Consider the following 18,162-nt stretch of genomic DNA (forward strand, 5'->3'; position numbering starts at 1 on the left):
TTTCTTCTTATATTTACATTTATACTAGGGATGGCAGGGTGTAATTTCTTTGGTATCAATTCAGGTAAAGAACAACTTCCAACAGTTTCCTCACTCACACCACCAAAATTACCAGACTGGATTGAACAAATAAGTCCCATTGGAGATGCAAAACCCCTCAACCAAATCCGCATTCGTTTTAAAGAAGCTTTAATCCCAGTTGAAAGTCTTGATAGTCCAGAACAGCAGAAGTTATTACAAAAATTTGCCCTTTGGCCGCCTTTACCCGGTCAATTTCGCTTTTTAACACCGCGGATGGTGGGATTTCAAGCTGAGAAAGCATTACCAATAGCGACACGATTTCAAGTCACTCTCAAAGCAGGTTTAGCCGATTTAAAAAATCATCGCCTAGACAAAGATTTACCTTGGACTTTCAACACCGAATCAATAAAATTCACTAATTTACCCGGTGTCAATCCCATTGAAAAGGCTGATATCGAACCAATTGATTTACAACAAAAGTTACAATTTACATCAAATGTCGAATTGAATTTAGCTTCTGTACAAGAACATTTACAGTTAATTACTGAAGGTAAAAATAAAGATATAGGTTTTAAAGTTGAGTTAAACAAAGAAAAAAAACCATTAAAAAATGAAGAAGACCCTTTAGAAAAATTTGACCCTTCAGCACGCAATTGGATTTATAACCTCATCCCACAGCAAAATCTCGAAAAAGCAACCAGTTATCGCTTGGTATTTTCTCCAGGAATACGTCCTGCTTATGGCAATATACCTACAGAGAAAGAATTTGCCACGAAGTTAGCAACTTATTCACCTTTGGCATTTCAGAAAATTAACTTTTACGGACAGCCAGATGCAGGGGGAACTTTTGGAAGATTTATTAAAGGTAGTCCGCAGCTAGAATTTAATAATGTTTTATTGCCAGATTCAGCTAAAGAAAATATTTCCATTAATCCAGCACCAAAAGAGATTTCGAGAATTCTCCAAGTTAATGATGAAGATAAAATTATTGGTATCAATCCTTATGCGCTAGAACCTGCTAAGACTTATACAATTACTATCGGCGGAAATCTCAAAGATAAGTTTGGGCAAATTTTGGGTAAACCTGTCACACTTAAATATGATACTGGAGATTTAGCTGGGGATATTTGGGTACCATCAGATTTGAATATTTTCCCTACAAGTAAAGATTTACAGCTAAATATTAGTACGGGAAATTTGCCAGAAGCCAAATACAAAGCAGCTTATCGAGTAGTTCAACCGACAGATTTAGTATATTTTAATAATAGTAGTGATTTATTACCACAACCTTCTGAATGGCAAAGCTTTAAGGTATCGGCTAAGAAAAATCAATCAGTTGATATTGCTGTTCCTCTCCGAGAAAAAATAAGTGCAGCTACGGGAATGTTAGCTTATGGAGTCCAAGCCCGCACTAATAAATATCAAGAGAATGGTAAGGAACTGTGGCGCGAACCTACGACTTATGGCATGGTTGAATTGACAAATTTGGGCGTGTTTACTCAATGGTTTCCTGAGTCAGGGTTAATTCGCGTCAATCATCTTACAGATGGTTCGCCAGTTAAAAATGGCGCTATCGAAATTTATCAATCAAAATTACAAGCAAAATCTCGCCCCGAACCTTTACCTTGTACAACAGGTAAAACTGATGAACATGGAATTTTTAGAATTGTTCGTGAAGGAATACAGCAATGTTATTCTGGTAATGAAAGCTCTAGTAAATCACCACAACTATTAGTAATTGCCCGTGAAAATCAAGATTGGGCCTTCGCTATAACTGAAGAATATAGCGGTGTTTATGGATATGGCATCGACGCAGGTTGGCAAGATAGTAAGCCAGAATCACGCGGGGTAATTTTCTCAGATAGACAGTTATATCAACCAGGCGAAAAAGCCTGGTTAACTGGTTTTACGGACTTTTTACAAAATGGTGCAATTCAGCAATATAAAAATACTGCTTACCAATTAACTTTGGTAAATCCCGATGGACAAAAAACCAGTTTAGGTACGCAAACCACAAATGAATTTGGCAGTTTTTCTCTGGAACTACCAATCAAAACTACTCAGCGCTTAGGTTACTATACAATCCAGGCGAAAGGTAAAAATGGACAAGAAATTTCTGGAGAATTTCGAGTAGCTGAGTTTAAACCACCTAATTTTAAAGTTGAACTCAATTTAGATAAAGAATTTGCATACATTGACGAGAAAGTGAATATTAATGCTGCAAGTAATTATTTATTTGGTGCGCCTGTAGAAGGTGGAGAAGCAAAATATTTTATCACTCGCCAGCAGGCTGATTTTGTTCCTAAAGGTTGGGAAGGATTTACTTTTGGTAGACAATGGTTATGGCCAGAGGAAACGCCTACTATATCTAGTGATGTATTGCAAACTAATGCCCAACTAGATGCGAATGGTAAAAGTAGTCAAACTGTGAATGTGGCAAATGATTTACCATATCCGATGACTTACCAAGTGGATGTACAAGTTGCAGATGTTTCCAATCTTTCTGTAGCGAATTCTAAAACATTTACAGCCTTACCGAGTAATCGCCTCATTGGGTTAAAAAGTAATTTCATCGCTGATGCTGGTAAGCCTTTTCCTCTTGAAGTGATTGTTACTGACCCTACAGGAAAACCAATCACAGGTCAAGGGGTGCGTCTGGAATTACAACAGATTAAATATAGCAGCGTCACACAGTTGGTGGAAGGTAGCCGAACACCGAAAAATCAAGTTGAATATAAAACAGTGGGACAAGCAGAAATTACATCTGCGAGTAATCCGCAATCGGTAAATTTGACAGCGCCGGAATCCGCCTCATATCGGATTAGAGTTAATTTTAGCGATGCCAAAAGTGAATTAAGTGCCACAGATTTACAAATTTGGGCAACTGGAGAAAATCCAGTATTTTGGGGTTCTAGAGAAGATGTCTTAGAAGTTAAACTAGATAAAAAAGAGTTCAAACCTGGTGAAACTGCTACTGCACTAATACAATCTCCCTATCCAGATGCAGAATTATACTTTGCTGTGATTAAAGATAAACCCCTTTATCAGCAAATTACCAAAGTTCAGGGAGGCGCACCACAAATTCAGTTTCAAGTCACTCCAGAAATGCTACCAAATGCAGCCATTGAAGCTGTCTTAGTAAGACAAGGTAAACCCATAAATCAAGTGGAAGCGGGAAGTTTAGAAAACTTGGTGAAGATTGGTTTTACACCTTTTAAAGTTAACTTGGAGGATAAGTATTTAAAACTGCAAGTTAAACCAGCGCAAGCATCATTAGAACCTGGTGCAGAGGAAACAGTACAACTAGAACTGAAGGACAATCAAGGAAACCCCACCAAAGGACAGTTTACAGTCATGGTGGTAAACGAAGCGGTGTTACAACTTTCTGGTTATCGTCCACCAGATTTGGTACATACAGTTTATGCAGAACAGCCAATATCTACCCGCTTTAGTGATAATCGCCCAGATGTTATATTACAACCCCAAGATGTAGCGAAACCCAAAGGTTGGGGTTATGGCGGTGGTTTCTCAACTGGTGCAGCCAATACTCGCACTCGCACTGATTTTCAAGCCTTAGCTTACTACAACGGTTCTGTGCTTACCGATGCAAATGGGAATGCACAGATAACCTTTAAACTCCCGGATGATTTAACTACATGGCGGGTGATGGCTGTCGCTACCGATGGAAATCTGCGTTTTGGGAATGGAGACGCAACGTTTATCACCACTAAGCCACTACTCACTAATGCCATTTTGCCACAGTTTGCCCGCCCAGGCGATCGCATCCTCGCTGGTTTATCTGTAACTAACAACACTGGGAATACAGGAAATCTCTCAATTAATGGCGAACTTAGTGGTACGGTGAAGTTTGCTGATAAAAACCCCACAGCGACTTCTTTGCAAACCAAAGCTGAATCTGCAACTCATGCTTATCGCTTTCCCATGCTGGCGGATAGCGTCGGAGTGGGTAAAGTTCGCTTTAACACTCAGTTAAATGGTACAGCCGCAGATGCTTTTGAAATACCTTTGGAAATAAAGCCAATTGAAATTACAGAACAAGTCGTTGAATCTGGTGTCACTGAAAAACAGGTGAAGATTCCCCTGAATGTTGATAAAAATACCTTCTCTGATGCGGGGGGTTTAGATATTCAGTTGGCGAGTACTTTGATTCCAGAAATTAAAGCGCCAGCAAAACAAGTTTTAGATGATGATTTACCGTTTACAGAACCGGCGGCGAGTCAGTTAATAATTGCGGCAAATCTGCAAATTATTGCCCAAAAATATGGTCAGAACTTGGCAGAATTTAATCCTAGCCAACAAGCTAATCAAGCAATTGAAAAATTACAAAAACTCCAAATAGCCGATGGTGGTTTTGCTGCTTTCCCCGGACAAGAAAAATCTGACCCTTGGGTTTCTTCTTATACAGGAGAATCTTTGGCTAAAGCTAGTCAGGTATTTCCTAATTTAGTCGATTCTGCAATGGTATCTCGCCTGAAAACTTATTTACAAAAAGTTCTAGCAAACCCCGGAGAATACGACTTTTGCAAACAACTACTCTGTAAAAGGCAACTGCAACTTAATGCTTTAATCTCTTTAGCACAATTGGGAGACAAACGCAATACTTTCCTCGCAGATATTTATGAACAGCGCAATAACTTTGATGTAGCAACTCAAATTAAACTAGCGCGATACTTACCTCAATTCTCAGAATGGCAAGATGAATCTCAACAGTTAGTGAACAAGCTGCAACAAAATATTTATGAAACTGGCCGCACAGCAGTTGTAAGTTTACCACGTAGTTGGGGATGGATGAGTTCATCTACCACGACACAAGCGCAAGCTTTACGTTTATTTATTGCCAAACAAAGTAAACCCGAAGTTATAGATAAGTTATTCCAAAGTCTTCTGGCATTACGACGGAATAGTACGTGGCAAACTAACTATGATAATGCCCAAGCTTTAACAGCTTTGGTAGATTATAGTCAACTGCAACCCACACCACCTAATTTTGTTGCCACAGTGGAATTAGCTGGTAAGAAGTTAGGAGAAAATCGGTTTAATGGCTACCAAAATTCTAGCTTACAGCTAAATGTGCCGATGAATAAATTACCTCGTGGTCGTAATGATTTAACGCTGCAAAAATCAGGTAATGGCACTTTATATTATCTGGCTGCTTATAATTATCGCTTGCAAGGTAATCAAGCAGGCAGGTTTAACGGACTACGTATAACACGAGAAATTAGTCAAGTAAATAAAGAGAAAATTTTGCAAAAAACAGGTCTTTACGCTTTTGATAAACCCTTGACTTTAGCCTCTGGACAGGTGCTTGATATTGGTTTAGAAATCATCGCCGACCATCCTGTAGATCATCTGGTGATAAAAGATCCGCTACCATCAGGTTTTGAGGCGGTGGATGCAAGTTTTCAAACTGCTACCGCTGCATTACAAGCAAAAGCCGATAGCTGGGAACTTGGTTTTAAGAATGTGTACCGCGATCGCATTATCGCCTACGCCGACCACCTAGAACCAGGAGTTTATAGCCTCCATTATCTAGTACGTTCTGTTACTCCTGGTACATTTTCTTGGCCTGGTGCAGAAGTTCACTTGCAATATGCACCAGAAGAATTTGGGCGAACTGCTGAGTCTACATTAATCTTGGAAGATGGGAAGTAATTATTTATGCCATCTTTGGCTACAACAAATCTAAAAATCTTTCCAAGTCTATACAGACCTTGCCTTCTTGAGTAATCAACTCATCTTCCAATGGTTCAAGGTAAAGTTCTATTGCTTCCTGGATATTCTCTAATGCTTCTTCCACAGTTTCTCCTTCACTGATACAGCCAGGAAGTGAGGGAACACGGACGTGTATTCGCAACAAAAAAGCGATCGCATTATCGCTTATCCCTACCACCTAGAATCAGAAGTTTATAGCCTCCATTACTTAGTCTGTTCTATGACTCCTGGTGCATTTTATTGGTTTGATGCCCAAGTACATTTGCAATATGTACTAGAAGAATTTGGGCGTACTGCTGGGTTAACACTGCTACTGAAGTATATAAAGTAATTATTAATACTTTATTTTGCAGCAGCAAATCTAAAAGTTTTTCCAAGTATATACGAGCCTATTTTTAAATATTAAGGTTTAACTAACTAATTTGGTTTTTCTGGGCAAAAGAAACGCTCATATAAGACCATTTTTTAACAAGCATACTTAAGTAAAAGCTGCGTTTATTACATAGAGATATTGAAGTTAAAGTAAAAATAATAACGGTAAATTAGCTGGTTACAATTTAGCGTTAGTCTCAATACGATATAACACAATACAGTTCAGATAAGCCCAAAACTCTGATGCAGAGACATGATTTACCGCGTCTTAAAAGATTAATTATCCACAAACCCTTAATTAAACTGTATGGGAATATAACAAATTAGACATTTTTACAACAAAGTAGGAAAGTTACTTTTATTCTAATCTTAAAGATTGAAAATGGCGTAATAAAAAATGCAACAAATACTAACATTAATTGAACAAAAAAAACAAGAATATGCTCAATTAGCCTTATTTAGTTTTATGCAAAACAAAAGTATAAATCCTATACAAAGGTTAGCTTGGGCACCATGTGCTGCTCATTTTATTATGAATTTTGGAGAACTTAATAAGTATTTTTTGCGAGAAGAACCAACAAACGATCCAATTCAGGCATTAATTAACAAGCATACTTATGAAGATGACCATCATTGGTTGTGGTTTTTGGAAGATTTGAAAAACCTAGAACTTGACAAATTATTAAAATTTAGTGATGCATTAAAATTCCTTTGGAGTGAAGAAACTAAGAATGCTCGCTGTTTAAATTATCAACTCTATCGATATACTTCACAAGCAACTCCTATTCAGAAAATCATAGTTATTGAAGTTACTGAAGCGACAGGTAACATAATGTTTTCAACAGCGGCAGAGATTGGCAAAGAAATTAAAGCGATTACCCAAAAGCCGTGCCGATATTTTGCAGATTTCCATCTAAATGTTGAAACTGGTCACATGACAAGTCAATCTGGAATAGAGCAATTTTTACAAGATATTCAACTATCAGAAGCAACTCGACAAGAAGCTTATGAATTAGTTGAGAATTTATTTACAATTTTCACACAATTTACAAATGAGCTTTTGGTATATGCTGAAACCCACAAAATTGAACAGCAATTGAAAACTGCATAAGTTATTAAGCAAGCTTTTTAAAATTGACTTCCATACAAAAATAGGAACTTCAACTATGTTACAGTATGTAAAAAATATTATAATTGTTGGTGGTGGTTCAGCCGGTTGGATGACGGCAGCTTATTTAAGTAAAGCACTAGATAAAAATATTAATATTACTCTGGTGGAATCATCTAACATCACAAAAATTGGTGTTGGAGAAGCAACTTTTAGTACCATCAAAATATTCTTTGATTTTCTTGGGTTACAAGAATATGAATGGATGCCAAAGTGTAATGCCACATATAAGATGGCAATTAAGTTTGTCAACTGGAATGCGAAGGGGCAACACTTCTACCATCCTTTCCAAAGATATGAGGTAATTGACGGCTTTGATATCTCTGAATGGTGGCTGAAAATGAAGAAAGACCAAGAAGCATTCGATTATGCTTGCTTTTTAATTCCTTGGCTGTGTGACCGTCAACGATCGCCGAGGTATTTAGATGGTAAAGTCTTCGATCACAAAGTTCAAAATGAATTTTCTCAAGAGTATATCGCCAAGAAAAATATCTTGGATAAGTTAAAAATTCAGTACCCCTATGCCTATCATTTTGATGCGAATCTACTCGCAAGATTCATGAAAGATTATGCAATGGAAAGGGGAGTGAAGCAAATTGTTGATGATGTAGTGGATATTAAGTTAACTGAGGATGGGAGCATAGATAGTCTTACAACCAAAGAGTATGGCATTCTCAGTGGCGACCTTTTTATTGACTGTACTGGTTTCCGTGGTCTTTTGATCAACAAAGCGCTTGGTGAGCCATTCATTTCTTATTCAGATTCACTATTGTGCGATCGCGCGATTGCAATGCAGATACCAACTGATATCAAAAAGGATGGCATCAACCCTTACACTACCTCAACTGCACTTTCGTCTGGTTGGGTCTGGAATATACCTTTGTATGGCAGAAATGGTACTGGGTATGTTTATTCGAGTGCATTTATTTCTGCTGAGGATGCAGAACAGGAATTTCGCCAGCATCTGGGAGCCGCTGCCGATCATCATCAAGCCTCTCATATCAAGATGCGGATTGGACGTAACAGAAACTCATGGGTGAAAAACTGTGTAGCAATTGGCCTTTCCAGTGGATTTGTGGAACCACTAGAATCTACTGGTATCTTCTTCATTCAACATGGAATTGAAGAGTTAGTTAACCACTTTCCCAGCAAGTCTTTCAATCAAGAACTAATTCACAGCTATAACAAAGTTGTCGCTGACTGCATAGATGGTGTGCGAGAATTTTTGACACTTCATTATTATGCTAGCGATCGCACCAACACAGAGTTCTGGAAAGCAACTAAGAACAATATCAAAGTTCCAGAAGAACTACAAGAAAAATTAAGGTTATGGAAAAATAGACTGCCAAGCAATAAGACTATTAATCCGAAATACCACGGCTTTGAGTCTTACTCTTATTCGGTAATGTTGCTGGGGCTAAATTACATGCCTGAAAGTAGTCTTCCCATCTTAGAACATATCGGAAATCACAATGCTGAGGCTGCATTTATGGAAATAAAGGAAAGAGCCAATTACCTAACTTCAACTTTACCATCTCAGTATGAATACTTAACTTATGTAATGAAGTCACAAGAACAGTCGGAGTATCTGAGTGTGGTTAGCGATCCCTTATATCAGATTCCTGCACTAATTTCATAATTTAGGAGAACCCAAGATGACGGTGAAACAAGTATGCGTGATTGGGGCTGGAGTCAGCGGATTAGTCTCAGCAAAGACGTTTCTTGAGGAAGGTTACGAAGTTACATTGTTCGAGAAACGGCTAGGACTTGGTGGTGTGTGGGAAAGATCGAGAACTTACCCAGGACTGTCGATTCAAAATCCCAGAGATACCTATGCTTTCTCAGACTTTCCTATGCCTGCCTCTTATCCAGAATGGCCTTCAGGAGAGCAAATATGCGCTTACCTTGAATCCTATGCCCAACACTTCGGTGTCACAGAAAAAATTCACTTCGGTGCAAAAGTAACTAAAGTAAAGCGCAAATCAGCAAATGCTCCTGGATGGATAGTTAGTGTTAGCTTTCAAGAAGATGGTAAGGAGATCGGAAAACAAAATTACGAGTTCGACTTTGTGATTGTATGCAATGGCACTTATGATATTCCCTACATTCCTAACTTGTCGGGGATGGAAGAGTTCATTGCTGCCGGAGGTCAAGTAATACATACTAACGACTTTAATGACGGCTCTATAATTGAGGGCAAGCGAGTGGTTGTTGTCGGTTTTGGCAAGTCAGCCACCGATTTGGCGAATCTCGCAGCTAGTAAGGCCAAGGAATGTACCCTTGTCTTCCGTCAAGCGCTGTGGAAAGTTCCCAACTTTTTTCTCGGTATGTTGAACATCAAGTATATTTTCCTGACTCGGTTTGCAGAAATTTGGATGCCCTATCATAAACTTCAAGGATGGGAAAAGTGGCTGCATAGTTTTGGCAAACCACTAGTGTGGGCATTCTGGCGGCTAAATGAGACTATCTTGCGCTTACAGTTTCCCCTTGATGCTTGTGGAATGGTGCCCAAACAACCGATGAACAAATTGATTGGTTGTAGTATCGGCTTAGTGCCTAAAGGCTTTTTTGAATATGTACGCGCAGGTAAAATTCGTGCTGTTAAGACAAAGATCAACAAGTTTTTTGCTAGTGGCATCGAATTGGATAACGGCAAGAAAATACAGGCAGATGTTGTTGTCTTTGGCACAGGTTTTCTTCAGGATATCCCTTTTTTAGAAGAGAAATACCATAGACACGTATTTGATCAGGAAGGCACTATCCATCTTTACCGCCATCTTATTCACCCCCATATTCCACAGATGGGTTTTGTTGGTTATAACTATACTTTCTGTGCCCAGTTATCAGCAGAAATTGGTGCTAGGTGGTTATCAGAGTATGTCAAAGGAAATTTACCTTTACCATCCCCGCAACAGATGCTAGAGGATGTAACAGCAGAGTTGGAATGGAGGAAGAAAGATAGACCCTATGCTTTCGTCAGTGGCGCATGTGTAACTCCTTTTACATTCCATTACATTGATGAGTTGCTTCAGGATATGGGTCTGAGTAGCCGCCGTCAACCAGGAAACTTGGTTGGGGAGTTTCTGATGCCAATTGATCCATCTGCCTACAAGCATCTGGGCAAGGAATTACAAGCAAAACAAAAACAACATCCATCTCTCAATGATTTTGCGATCGCGGCAAGTGAAGTGTAGAGACGCAATGGTTTCAGGTTATCTTCAATAATAATTTGAGTGACGGGTCAGCAACCGAAGGGTCATGCGATCGCAATTGAGATTCACTCTTTAATGTACAGTCAAGGGAATCCCGTTATCTTTTGGTTTTAACTTGAGAATAAATGGCACAGCTTTCAATACCCAATCGGACACAGGTGTATAATTAGCAGCTTCTTCTCCAAAGCTAATAGAGAGCATATCAGTATGAATAATCCCTGGATTGAGGGGTATGGCTGCCATACCAGTCGGCAATTCTTGTGCCAAAGAACGAGTTAATCCTTCTATTGCCCACTTGGAAGCACAGTATGGTGCAACTTGGGCAGAAGTAGAACGTCCCCAGCCAGAACTAAAGTTAACAATAATACCCCGTTTGTTTTTTACCATTGCTGGTACGAAATGGCGAATTATATTCACTACTCCTTTGATATTGATATCTATTAGATCAGAAAATTCTTCAGATGGTATTTCCCATAAAGGTGCTGGGTAATTAGTAATTGCCGCATTATTAATCACTATATCTGGCGGTTCATATTTTTGAAGTACGTGTTCTGCCCATTTTTTTACAAGCTGTTCATTTGTCACATCTACAGATGTGAAATCGTTGGGCGCACTAAACTTCTGGCGTATTTTATCGATAGCATCTGATGAACGAGCGCAACCAATAACAGTATGTCCTTCTTGAATAAAACCCTCGGTCATCGCATAACCTAGACCTTTGCTTATACCTGTAATTAAGATGAGCTTAGTCATATTTTTCTGCTATTCCTGCTCTCTTAGAAATAATTCGTGGGAAAAAATAACCACTACCTCTTGCTGTGACGATCAACTCTGGCAAGTTTGGGTCAGATTCTATTTTTGTCCGCAATCGGGAGATATGCACATCTACTACACGGGTATCTGTATGAATCTCTGGTACAAAGCCCCATAGTTGCTGCAAGATTTCTAATCGGGAAAAAACTTTTCCAGAATGACTAACCAATAACTCTAGCAAGCTAAATTCCACACCTGTCAAACGAATGCGTTGCTCATTTTTATAGACTTGCCGCTTACTTGTATCGATTTTGAGATTGCCCAGATGGATTAGGCTAGAATTATCAATGATATTGACACTAGTTTTTTGTAAAAGTCGCCTAAGTATACAGGCAATTCGAGCTTCTAGTTCTTTGGGTGAGAAAGGTTTCGTCATATAGTCATCAGCGCCTATATTCAGTCCAGCGATTCGCTCTGCGACATCTGCCAAAGCTGTAAGCATGATAATTGGTACATCCGATTGTTTCCGTATTTCTTGACAGACACCATAACCATCCAGTTTTGGCATCATCACATCCAAAACTATTAAGTCTGGAGCTTCTTGACGAAAAGCTAACAAAGCTTCTTCGCCATCCTTTGCTTTTACTACATCGTAGCCAATCATCTCAAGACGTGTCTGCAAAATCCGGCGGATGCTGGCTTCATCGTCTACTACCAGGATTTTTCCTTTATGTCCTGACAAGTTTGTCAATCCTCCCCGACGGTGAGAACTCTTAAACCTTCATTATCCGCTTATTAAGGCTCAAAAACCCAAAACAATCTTTACTTCTAGAGAATGATCAAGAAGCGATCGCTGTAAGCCATCTATTTAGGATGTTCCAGTTCTGCAATGATTCATACCGCCATTATGTAACGCCAAATTTTTCAGCAACGGTAGCTTGTCTTACTGTTGCATTGGAATCTCAATCACAAACTCAGTTCCCTTTCCCAAAGTTGATTTGCAGCTTAACTGACCCTTGTGTTTGTCCACTACCACTTGATAGCTAATTGACAACCCCAACCCTGTACCACTTCCTACTGCCTTAGTGGTAAAAAATGGATCAAATATTTTCTGCTGCACCTGTGCAGTCATACCATAACCGTTATCAGCAATCCGAATCTTCAACGTGTTTACTTCTCCTAGTTCAGTACGAATATGAATCTGAGGATTTTTTCTGGGAGAATCTTCTTCATAGTTGTAGTCCTCTAAAGCATCGATCGCATTACTTAAAATATTCATAAACACTTGGTTGAGTTGACCGGCATAGCAAATAACATTCGGTAGTTGTGCGTATTGTTTAAAGACCTCAATTTCTGGGCGAGCGCTCTTTTCCTTGAGTCGGTGCTGCAAAATCATTAAGGTACTGTCGATGCCTTCATGAATATTTACAGGCTTCATTTCCGATTCATCTAGACGAGAGAAATTACGTAAGCTCAGAATAATATTTCGGATACGGTAACTTCCTACATTCATAGAATCGAGAACCCTTGGGAGGTCTTCTTTCAGGAATTGTACATCCATTTCCTCAATTTTTTGCTCCACTATTGCTGAGGGATGGGGATATTGTTGCTGATAAATATTAATCAAATCTAGCAATTGTTGAACATAGTCACTTGCGTGAGTAATATTACCATGAATAAAATTGATCGGGTTATTAATTTCATGGGCAATTCCCGCTACCATTTGCCCTAATGAAGACATTTTCTCACTTTGGATTAATTGACTTTGGGTACTTTGTAATTCTTCTAGTGCTTCTTGCAGATGCTGATTTTTCTCATTAAGTTCTGCTGTTCTTACTACCACCCTTTCCTCTAATATATGACTGTATTCCTCCAATTGTTCATTCGCCTCAGCCAAATTATTATAGAGAATAGCATTTTGTAAAGAAATTGCAGCTTGGATAGTTAAAAGCTTGAGAACTTCTAGGCGATCGCGTGTAAATGCTCCTGTAGTTAAGTTATTTTCTAGATAAATCAGCCCCAGCAATTTACCTTGATTAAGCATCGGAATACATAAGATGCTCTTTGGTTCCTCACGGTTAATATAACTATCTACTGCAAAAGAAGCTTTCGCTTTAATGTCATCAATTACTAAGATTTCTTGAGTTCGTTTGACATAATTAATCAAAGAAATAGGAACAGAATCGCTATATTCTAAAGGAATAGATAAAAAATCTGTGTGAGGATCTCTAAAAGTGTAACCAGAACTAATTGCCGCAACAGTTAAGTCTAAGTTATTAGCTTCACTCAATACAAGTACACATTTAGAAGCTCCGGCATTCTCCATAACAACTTCCATTAAAGTAGAAAGGAGCGACTTTAATTCAATTTCTCCAGACACTGCTTGAGAAGCTTTAATGACAGTTCCCAAATCTAACATATCTGAAGAAATACTAGTGTTAGAGCCAATGACAGTTTCATTAGTCACCAAAGTAGATTTATTGCTAAGTGTAGATAGGTGTAGGCTCAGTTCAGGTAGATTTTTTTCATAGTGGGAATAGCCAAGTTCTTCTTGCTGAATCATGGGGAAAAGTAATTGAGGATAGCGTTTTTGCAAGTCATAAACTTTGGCTAATGCTCCCCAGCAAACATAGCAATAATAGGCATCAGTGAGGTATAGTTGGGCAATTCTTTGTTTACCCCATTCGAGGTAAAATTTAGCAGCTAATTCACAAGCAAGAGCTTCTTCGTTAATGTACTCATTTTCTTTGCTAAGGGAAATAGCATATTCATAATTATCTATCGCTTCAAGATATTGACCAAGAACTCGATGTCGTTCCGCCTCTACTAAATAAAATTTATGCAAGTGATTCATGGGAGCCTGAACTGCCCAGTTTTGCATTTTTTTCTGATTTTCTGTCACTCTATGAAGGACTTCTTTTTGTTCAAATTCATCGAAATCAGAATATACTGCTAGATGTGTCAATGAATCATAGAAATAAAATTGAGCAGTCACGAACATACCGACACCAGCATATAAGTACTTTTCTGCCATGACTGTATTTTTAAGAGCTTGAGAGTAATTAGCCAGCAGATAAGATATGTGAAGTTTGCAGAAATATAGGAAAAAAAGTGCTACTCCATCTTTAGCTTTCAGATGAAGTGGTAGCATTTTATCTTCATCATAGACTTCACCGATTAAAATCTGCGGATTTTGAACATCTCCGAGAAGATTCAAGATTGTCTGCCGAAATATTTCATTCCAATAAAATACTCTTTCTTGCTTTATTTGCTTAATAGTCTTGCTATATATTTCTATATCTTGTTCAAGTTTTATTAGTTCTTGTCCTGTAAAGTATGCATGTTGAGAGTAACCATAAAGAGCATAAGCTGCAAATTCCATATCTCCTACTTCAAGATTAATCGTATAAGCCTCAAGTAAAGGTTTCAATGTTTCCTTTAGATGCTCTTTCCAATGTCTGACAAGATGATTAAATGTTTCCATAACCTTGCCAGTTACTTCTCTTGTTTGGAAATTAGGCAACAAATTATCAGCTAGTTTCCCATATTTATATCCAGAATCAATGTCTCCTATTACCCCACACAACATTACTCCATACATCACATACGCAAAAGCAGACAAAGGAGAATTACCAAATTTGATTGATAAATTGATCTGTTTCAGAATAATAAATAGTAATAATTCCGGTGCAACTGTATAAGCAAGACCAATTGTACTAGATAGAATACGCATGATTATTAGTGGTTGCGCTTCTGTAATTTCTGGTAGTTCAATTAAGTCTTGAATGGATCTATTAGCCAATTTTGCAGATGTTGTCTCTATTGCTAACTGAATATCTGCTTGGCTGGGATTTGTCGGAAACTCTACTCCTAAAGTTTTCAAAAAGGTTTTTGCAATATGGACAGCTTCCAGTTCTTTTCCTTGTGCACCATAAGACTGTATTTCAACTTCATAAGCTTTCACTCGATCTAGTGGAGTTTTCGCTTTTAAAAACACAACCTGGACACATTTTTCTGTAAATTCAAAATCACCATTGAGATATGCGGCTTCTGCTGCCGTATTATACAAAGCTAAGGTAATATTATATTTAATATCCCAACTATCATCTGCTAGTAGCTCAATTCCAGTAGTTAAATACTTAAGTGCCGAAGAATAAGCTGTTGATATTAAAGCTTTACGTCCAGCAATTAAACTCATTTCAGCTAACTCATTACGTTTAGCTTGATGGGTGATAAATTCAGCTGCAATATTTAAATGATTGACAAGCTCAAAAATATTTTCTTCCCGTTCAGCAACTGGGGTATTCTTCAAGAGAAGTAGCCCAATTTTTAAGTGCATTTGCTTAATTTGGTCTTTGGGAATTAAAGAATAAGCTGCTTGCTGAACTCTGTCATGTACGAATTTATATCTGGGGAGTTGGGAATTAGTCGTTGATAAATTTTCTAATTCTCTAGTTGAAAGGCTTAATAGTTGTCTATCATTTTCTGGTGCAAAATTATAACCATCTTTCTGAGGAATAATCAATCCTTCAAGTAATGCTTGCCATAAGTCAGATAAAGTATCTATTACAGATTTTTCATTAACAATTGACAATGTTTTTAAGTCAAACTCATTACCAATACAAGCAGATATTTTTAATACATTTTGTACATTTTGGGGCAGCTTTTCTATTTGTATGCCCATAAACTCTACTACATCGTCTGTAAGAGATAAAGTTTGAATTTTGGTAATATCGTACTTCCAATGACCAGCATCAAAACTTAATTCAATTAATCCATCATCATATAATAATTTGAGAAATTGAGATGCAAAGAAGGGGTTTCCTTTAGTTTTTAAAAACACCATTTGAGTCAGAGGTACAGCAATGGTTTCTGGACAATGCAGCGTATCAGCAATTAGATGATTTAAATCAATCTGATTTAAAGGTAAGAGTTTAATTGTATTAATTATTATTCCTCTTTTAACAATTTCTTGTAGTGTTAAATATAGCGGATGTAGATTTGAAACTTCATTATCCCTATAGGCGCCAATGAGTAGTAAACTACTTTTACTTTCAGATATATTCTCTGTATCCTTAGCAAAACGAGAAGAAGTTCCATTCATTAATAATTGAATAAACTTTAAGGAAGCCGTATCAGCCCATTGCAAATCATCTAAAAAGATCACCAGAGGATGATCTTTAGTAGAGAACACTTGGATAAATCTCTGAAATAATAAATTGAAGCGATTTTGAGCAGCGCTACCAGTAAGTTCAGCAGATACAGGTTGTTTGCCAATAATTATTTCAAGTTCAGGAATTACATTAATGATTACCTGAGATTGCGTACTCAAGGCCGATAAAATTTTGGTTTTCCACTGTTGAATTTGGGCATCTGTTTCGGAGAGTATTTGCTCAATTAAATCCCGCAAAGCTTGTACCAATCCTGACAACGGGATATCACGTTGGAATTGATCAAATTTTCCTTTGATGAAGTAACTACGCTGTTTAGCAATGGGTTTGTGGACTTCGTTCACCACAGCAGTTTTACCAATCCCTGAGTAACCGGAGACTAAAACCATTTCCGTGTTTCCCTTTGTCACACGGTCAAAAGTAGTAAGTAGAATTTCAATCTCTCTTTGACGACCATAAAGTTTTTCAGGAATGATAAAATGATTTGAGATATCTCGACTTCCTAACTCAAAGACTGTAATATTTTGTTTCTCTTGCCATTGGTTTTGACATTTCTCCAAGTCATACCTTAGTCCATGAGCACTCTGATATCGGTCTTCGGCATTTTTTGCCATCAGCTTGCCGATAATATCAGATAAAATTGTGGGAATATTGGAGTTAATATAACTGGCTTTTGGCGGTTCTTTGGCAATATGAGAGTAGACTAACTCCATCGGTTCAGTGGTACTAAAGGGTAACTGCCCTGTCAGGAGTTCAAAGAAGGTGATACCTAAGGAATAAAAGTCGGTACGGTAGTCTATACCTCGATTCATGCGTCCTGTTTGTTCAGGGGAAATATAAGCTAGAGTTCCTTCTAGGACGTTGGGATTTGTGAGAAATTGAATTTCTTTTGGTAATAGAGTAGCAATACTAAAATCGATGAGCCTGGTTTGACCTGTTATCGGATGAATCAAAATATTAGCAGGTTTAATATCTTTGTGAATGATCCGATGGTGATGTAGCCGTTCCAAAGTTGCACTAATTTCAATGGCAATATCAAAAAACTCACTCAATGAAACAGAATTTTTTCCTTTTTTCTGCTCTTCTTGCTGCCAGATATTAAGGGCAATACTCCCAAAATCTTCCATTACTATAATATATCTACTGTTGTATTTCTCTAGGCTTATTGTTTTTACTATACCTGGAATTTCCAGATTTTTGATAATGGTATATTGATTTTGAAACTGATTAATTTCAGCAGAACCAGGATCTTCATTACGCATCAATTTTAAAATAACTGATTGCTGATCTTTTTCTCTTATAGCCCGATAAACTAAAGTTTTTTTACCTGAATATAATTGCTGAGTAATGCGATAGCCAAGTATTATAAATGGTTCCTTTGATTCTATTAACATTACATCTAATTATGATAATTTTCTTTCTATGGTTTAGTATACCCAGAATAGAGTTACTACTATCAGTGAGTAGGGCGATTTTGTGATGTGCTAAAAATTAAGTGTATTAATCACCAATTTATAGCAAATTGTAAGTATAGTAGATATTTATTTGACTGTATGTAGAGGTAGAGAATATATTTATAAAACTTCATGGTCTTAGCAAAATACATTTTACAAACTATGCCGCGTATAACAAGGCAAGAATTTATAGCAGTCGCCATCTTAGTTAGGACGTAGAATATATAGAGAAGTGATTGATTTCTGCATTCGTATGGCAAACCCTTACAGTTATGATC

At 37.7% G+C, this 18,162-nt stretch carries 9 protein-coding genes; 5 read left to right on the forward strand and 4 right to left on the reverse strand.

Annotated elements, in window-relative coordinates; all coding sequences use genetic code 11:
• Positions 1-30 precede the first annotated feature (30 nt).
• The gene (locus V7K89_RS30290; RefSeq protein ID WP_335193926.1) at positions 31-5,694 is read left to right on the forward strand and encodes an alpha-2-macroglobulin family protein; all 5,664 of its coding nucleotides are present in this window, start codon (positions 31-33) and stop codon (positions 5,692-5,694) included.
• Positions 5,695-5,713: 19 nt separating this feature from the next.
• Here V7K89_RS30290 and V7K89_RS30295 read toward each other — a convergent pair whose 3' ends face one another.
• Complete coding sequence (locus V7K89_RS30295) at positions 5,714-5,932, reverse strand: type II toxin-antitoxin system HicB family antitoxin (protein WP_335193928.1); 219 nt, start codon at positions 5,930-5,932, stop codon at positions 5,714-5,716.
• Here V7K89_RS30295 and V7K89_RS30300 point away from each other — a divergent pair.
• From V7K89_RS30300 to V7K89_RS30315, 4 genes are all read left to right on the forward strand, one after another.
• A complete protein-coding gene (locus V7K89_RS30300) occupies positions 5,885-6,085 on the forward strand; it encodes a hypothetical protein (RefSeq protein WP_335193947.1) in 201 nt (66 codons plus the stop codon). The genes V7K89_RS30295 and V7K89_RS30300 overlap by 48 nt on opposite strands.
• 438 nt (positions 6,086-6,523) lie before the next feature.
• Positions 6,524-7,237: a hypothetical protein gene (locus tag V7K89_RS30305; protein WP_335193930.1), complete on the forward strand. Its 714-nt coding sequence runs from the start codon at positions 6,524-6,526 to the stop codon at positions 7,235-7,237.
• 55 nt (positions 7,238-7,292) lie between these two features.
• Positions 7,293-8,933: a tryptophan halogenase family protein gene (locus tag V7K89_RS30310; protein ID WP_335193932.1), complete on the forward strand. Its 1,641-nt coding sequence runs from the start codon at positions 7,293-7,295 to the stop codon at positions 8,931-8,933.
• Positions 8,934-8,949: 16 nt separating this feature from the next.
• Positions 8,950-10,488: a flavin-containing monooxygenase gene (locus V7K89_RS30315; RefSeq protein WP_335193934.1), complete on the forward strand. Its 1,539-nt coding sequence runs from the start codon at positions 8,950-8,952 to the stop codon at positions 10,486-10,488.
• 90 nt (positions 10,489-10,578) lie between these two features.
• Here the strand turns inward: V7K89_RS30315 and V7K89_RS30320 are convergent, their stop codons facing one another.
• The 3 genes from V7K89_RS30320 to V7K89_RS30330 all read right to left on the reverse strand — a co-directional run bounded on the left by V7K89_RS30320 (position 10,579) and on the right by V7K89_RS30330 (position 17,824).
• Positions 10,579-11,259, reverse strand: a complete 681-nt coding sequence (locus V7K89_RS30320; protein WP_335193936.1) for an SDR family oxidoreductase — start codon at positions 11,257-11,259, stop codon at positions 10,579-10,581.
• Entirely contained in the window at positions 11,252-12,001 is a 750-nt protein-coding gene (gene rpaB, locus V7K89_RS30325; protein ID WP_335193945.1) for a response regulator transcription factor RpaB, read from the reverse strand. Before rpaB ends, V7K89_RS30320 begins: the two co-directional genes overlap by 8 nt.
• Before the next feature lie 201 nt (positions 12,002-12,202).
• On the reverse strand, positions 12,203-17,824 hold the full coding sequence (locus V7K89_RS30330) for an AAA family ATPase (protein WP_335193938.1): 5,622 nt from the start codon (positions 17,822-17,824) through the stop codon (positions 12,203-12,205).
• Positions 17,825-18,162: the final 338 nt, after the last annotated feature.

Source organism: Nostoc sp., from assembly GCF_036917515.1.
GTDB lineage: Bacteria > Cyanobacteriota > Cyanobacteriia > Cyanobacteriales > Nostocaceae > Nostoc.

Bases quoted from the DNA above. Each gene is read 5' to 3' on its own strand.
- V7K89_RS30320 (WP_335193936.1), bottom strand. From the start codon at position 11,259: ATGACTAAGCTCATCTTAATTACAGGTATAAGCAAAGGTCTAGGTTAT.
- V7K89_RS30310 (WP_335193932.1), top strand. From the start codon at position 7,293: ATGTTACAGTATGTAAAAAATATTATAATTGTTGGTGGTGGTTCAGCC.
- V7K89_RS30330 (WP_335193938.1), bottom strand. From the start codon at position 17,824: ATGTTAATAGAATCAAAGGAACCATTTATAATACTTGGCTATCGCATT.
- V7K89_RS30305 (WP_335193930.1), top strand. From the start codon at position 6,524: ATGCAACAAATACTAACATTAATTGAACAAAAAAAACAAGAATATGCT.
- V7K89_RS30315 (WP_335193934.1), top strand. From the start codon at position 8,950: ATGACGGTGAAACAAGTATGCGTGATTGGGGCTGGAGTCAGCGGATTA.
- V7K89_RS30290 (WP_335193926.1), top strand. From the start codon at position 31: ATGGCAGGGTGTAATTTCTTTGGTATCAATTCAGGTAAAGAACAACTT.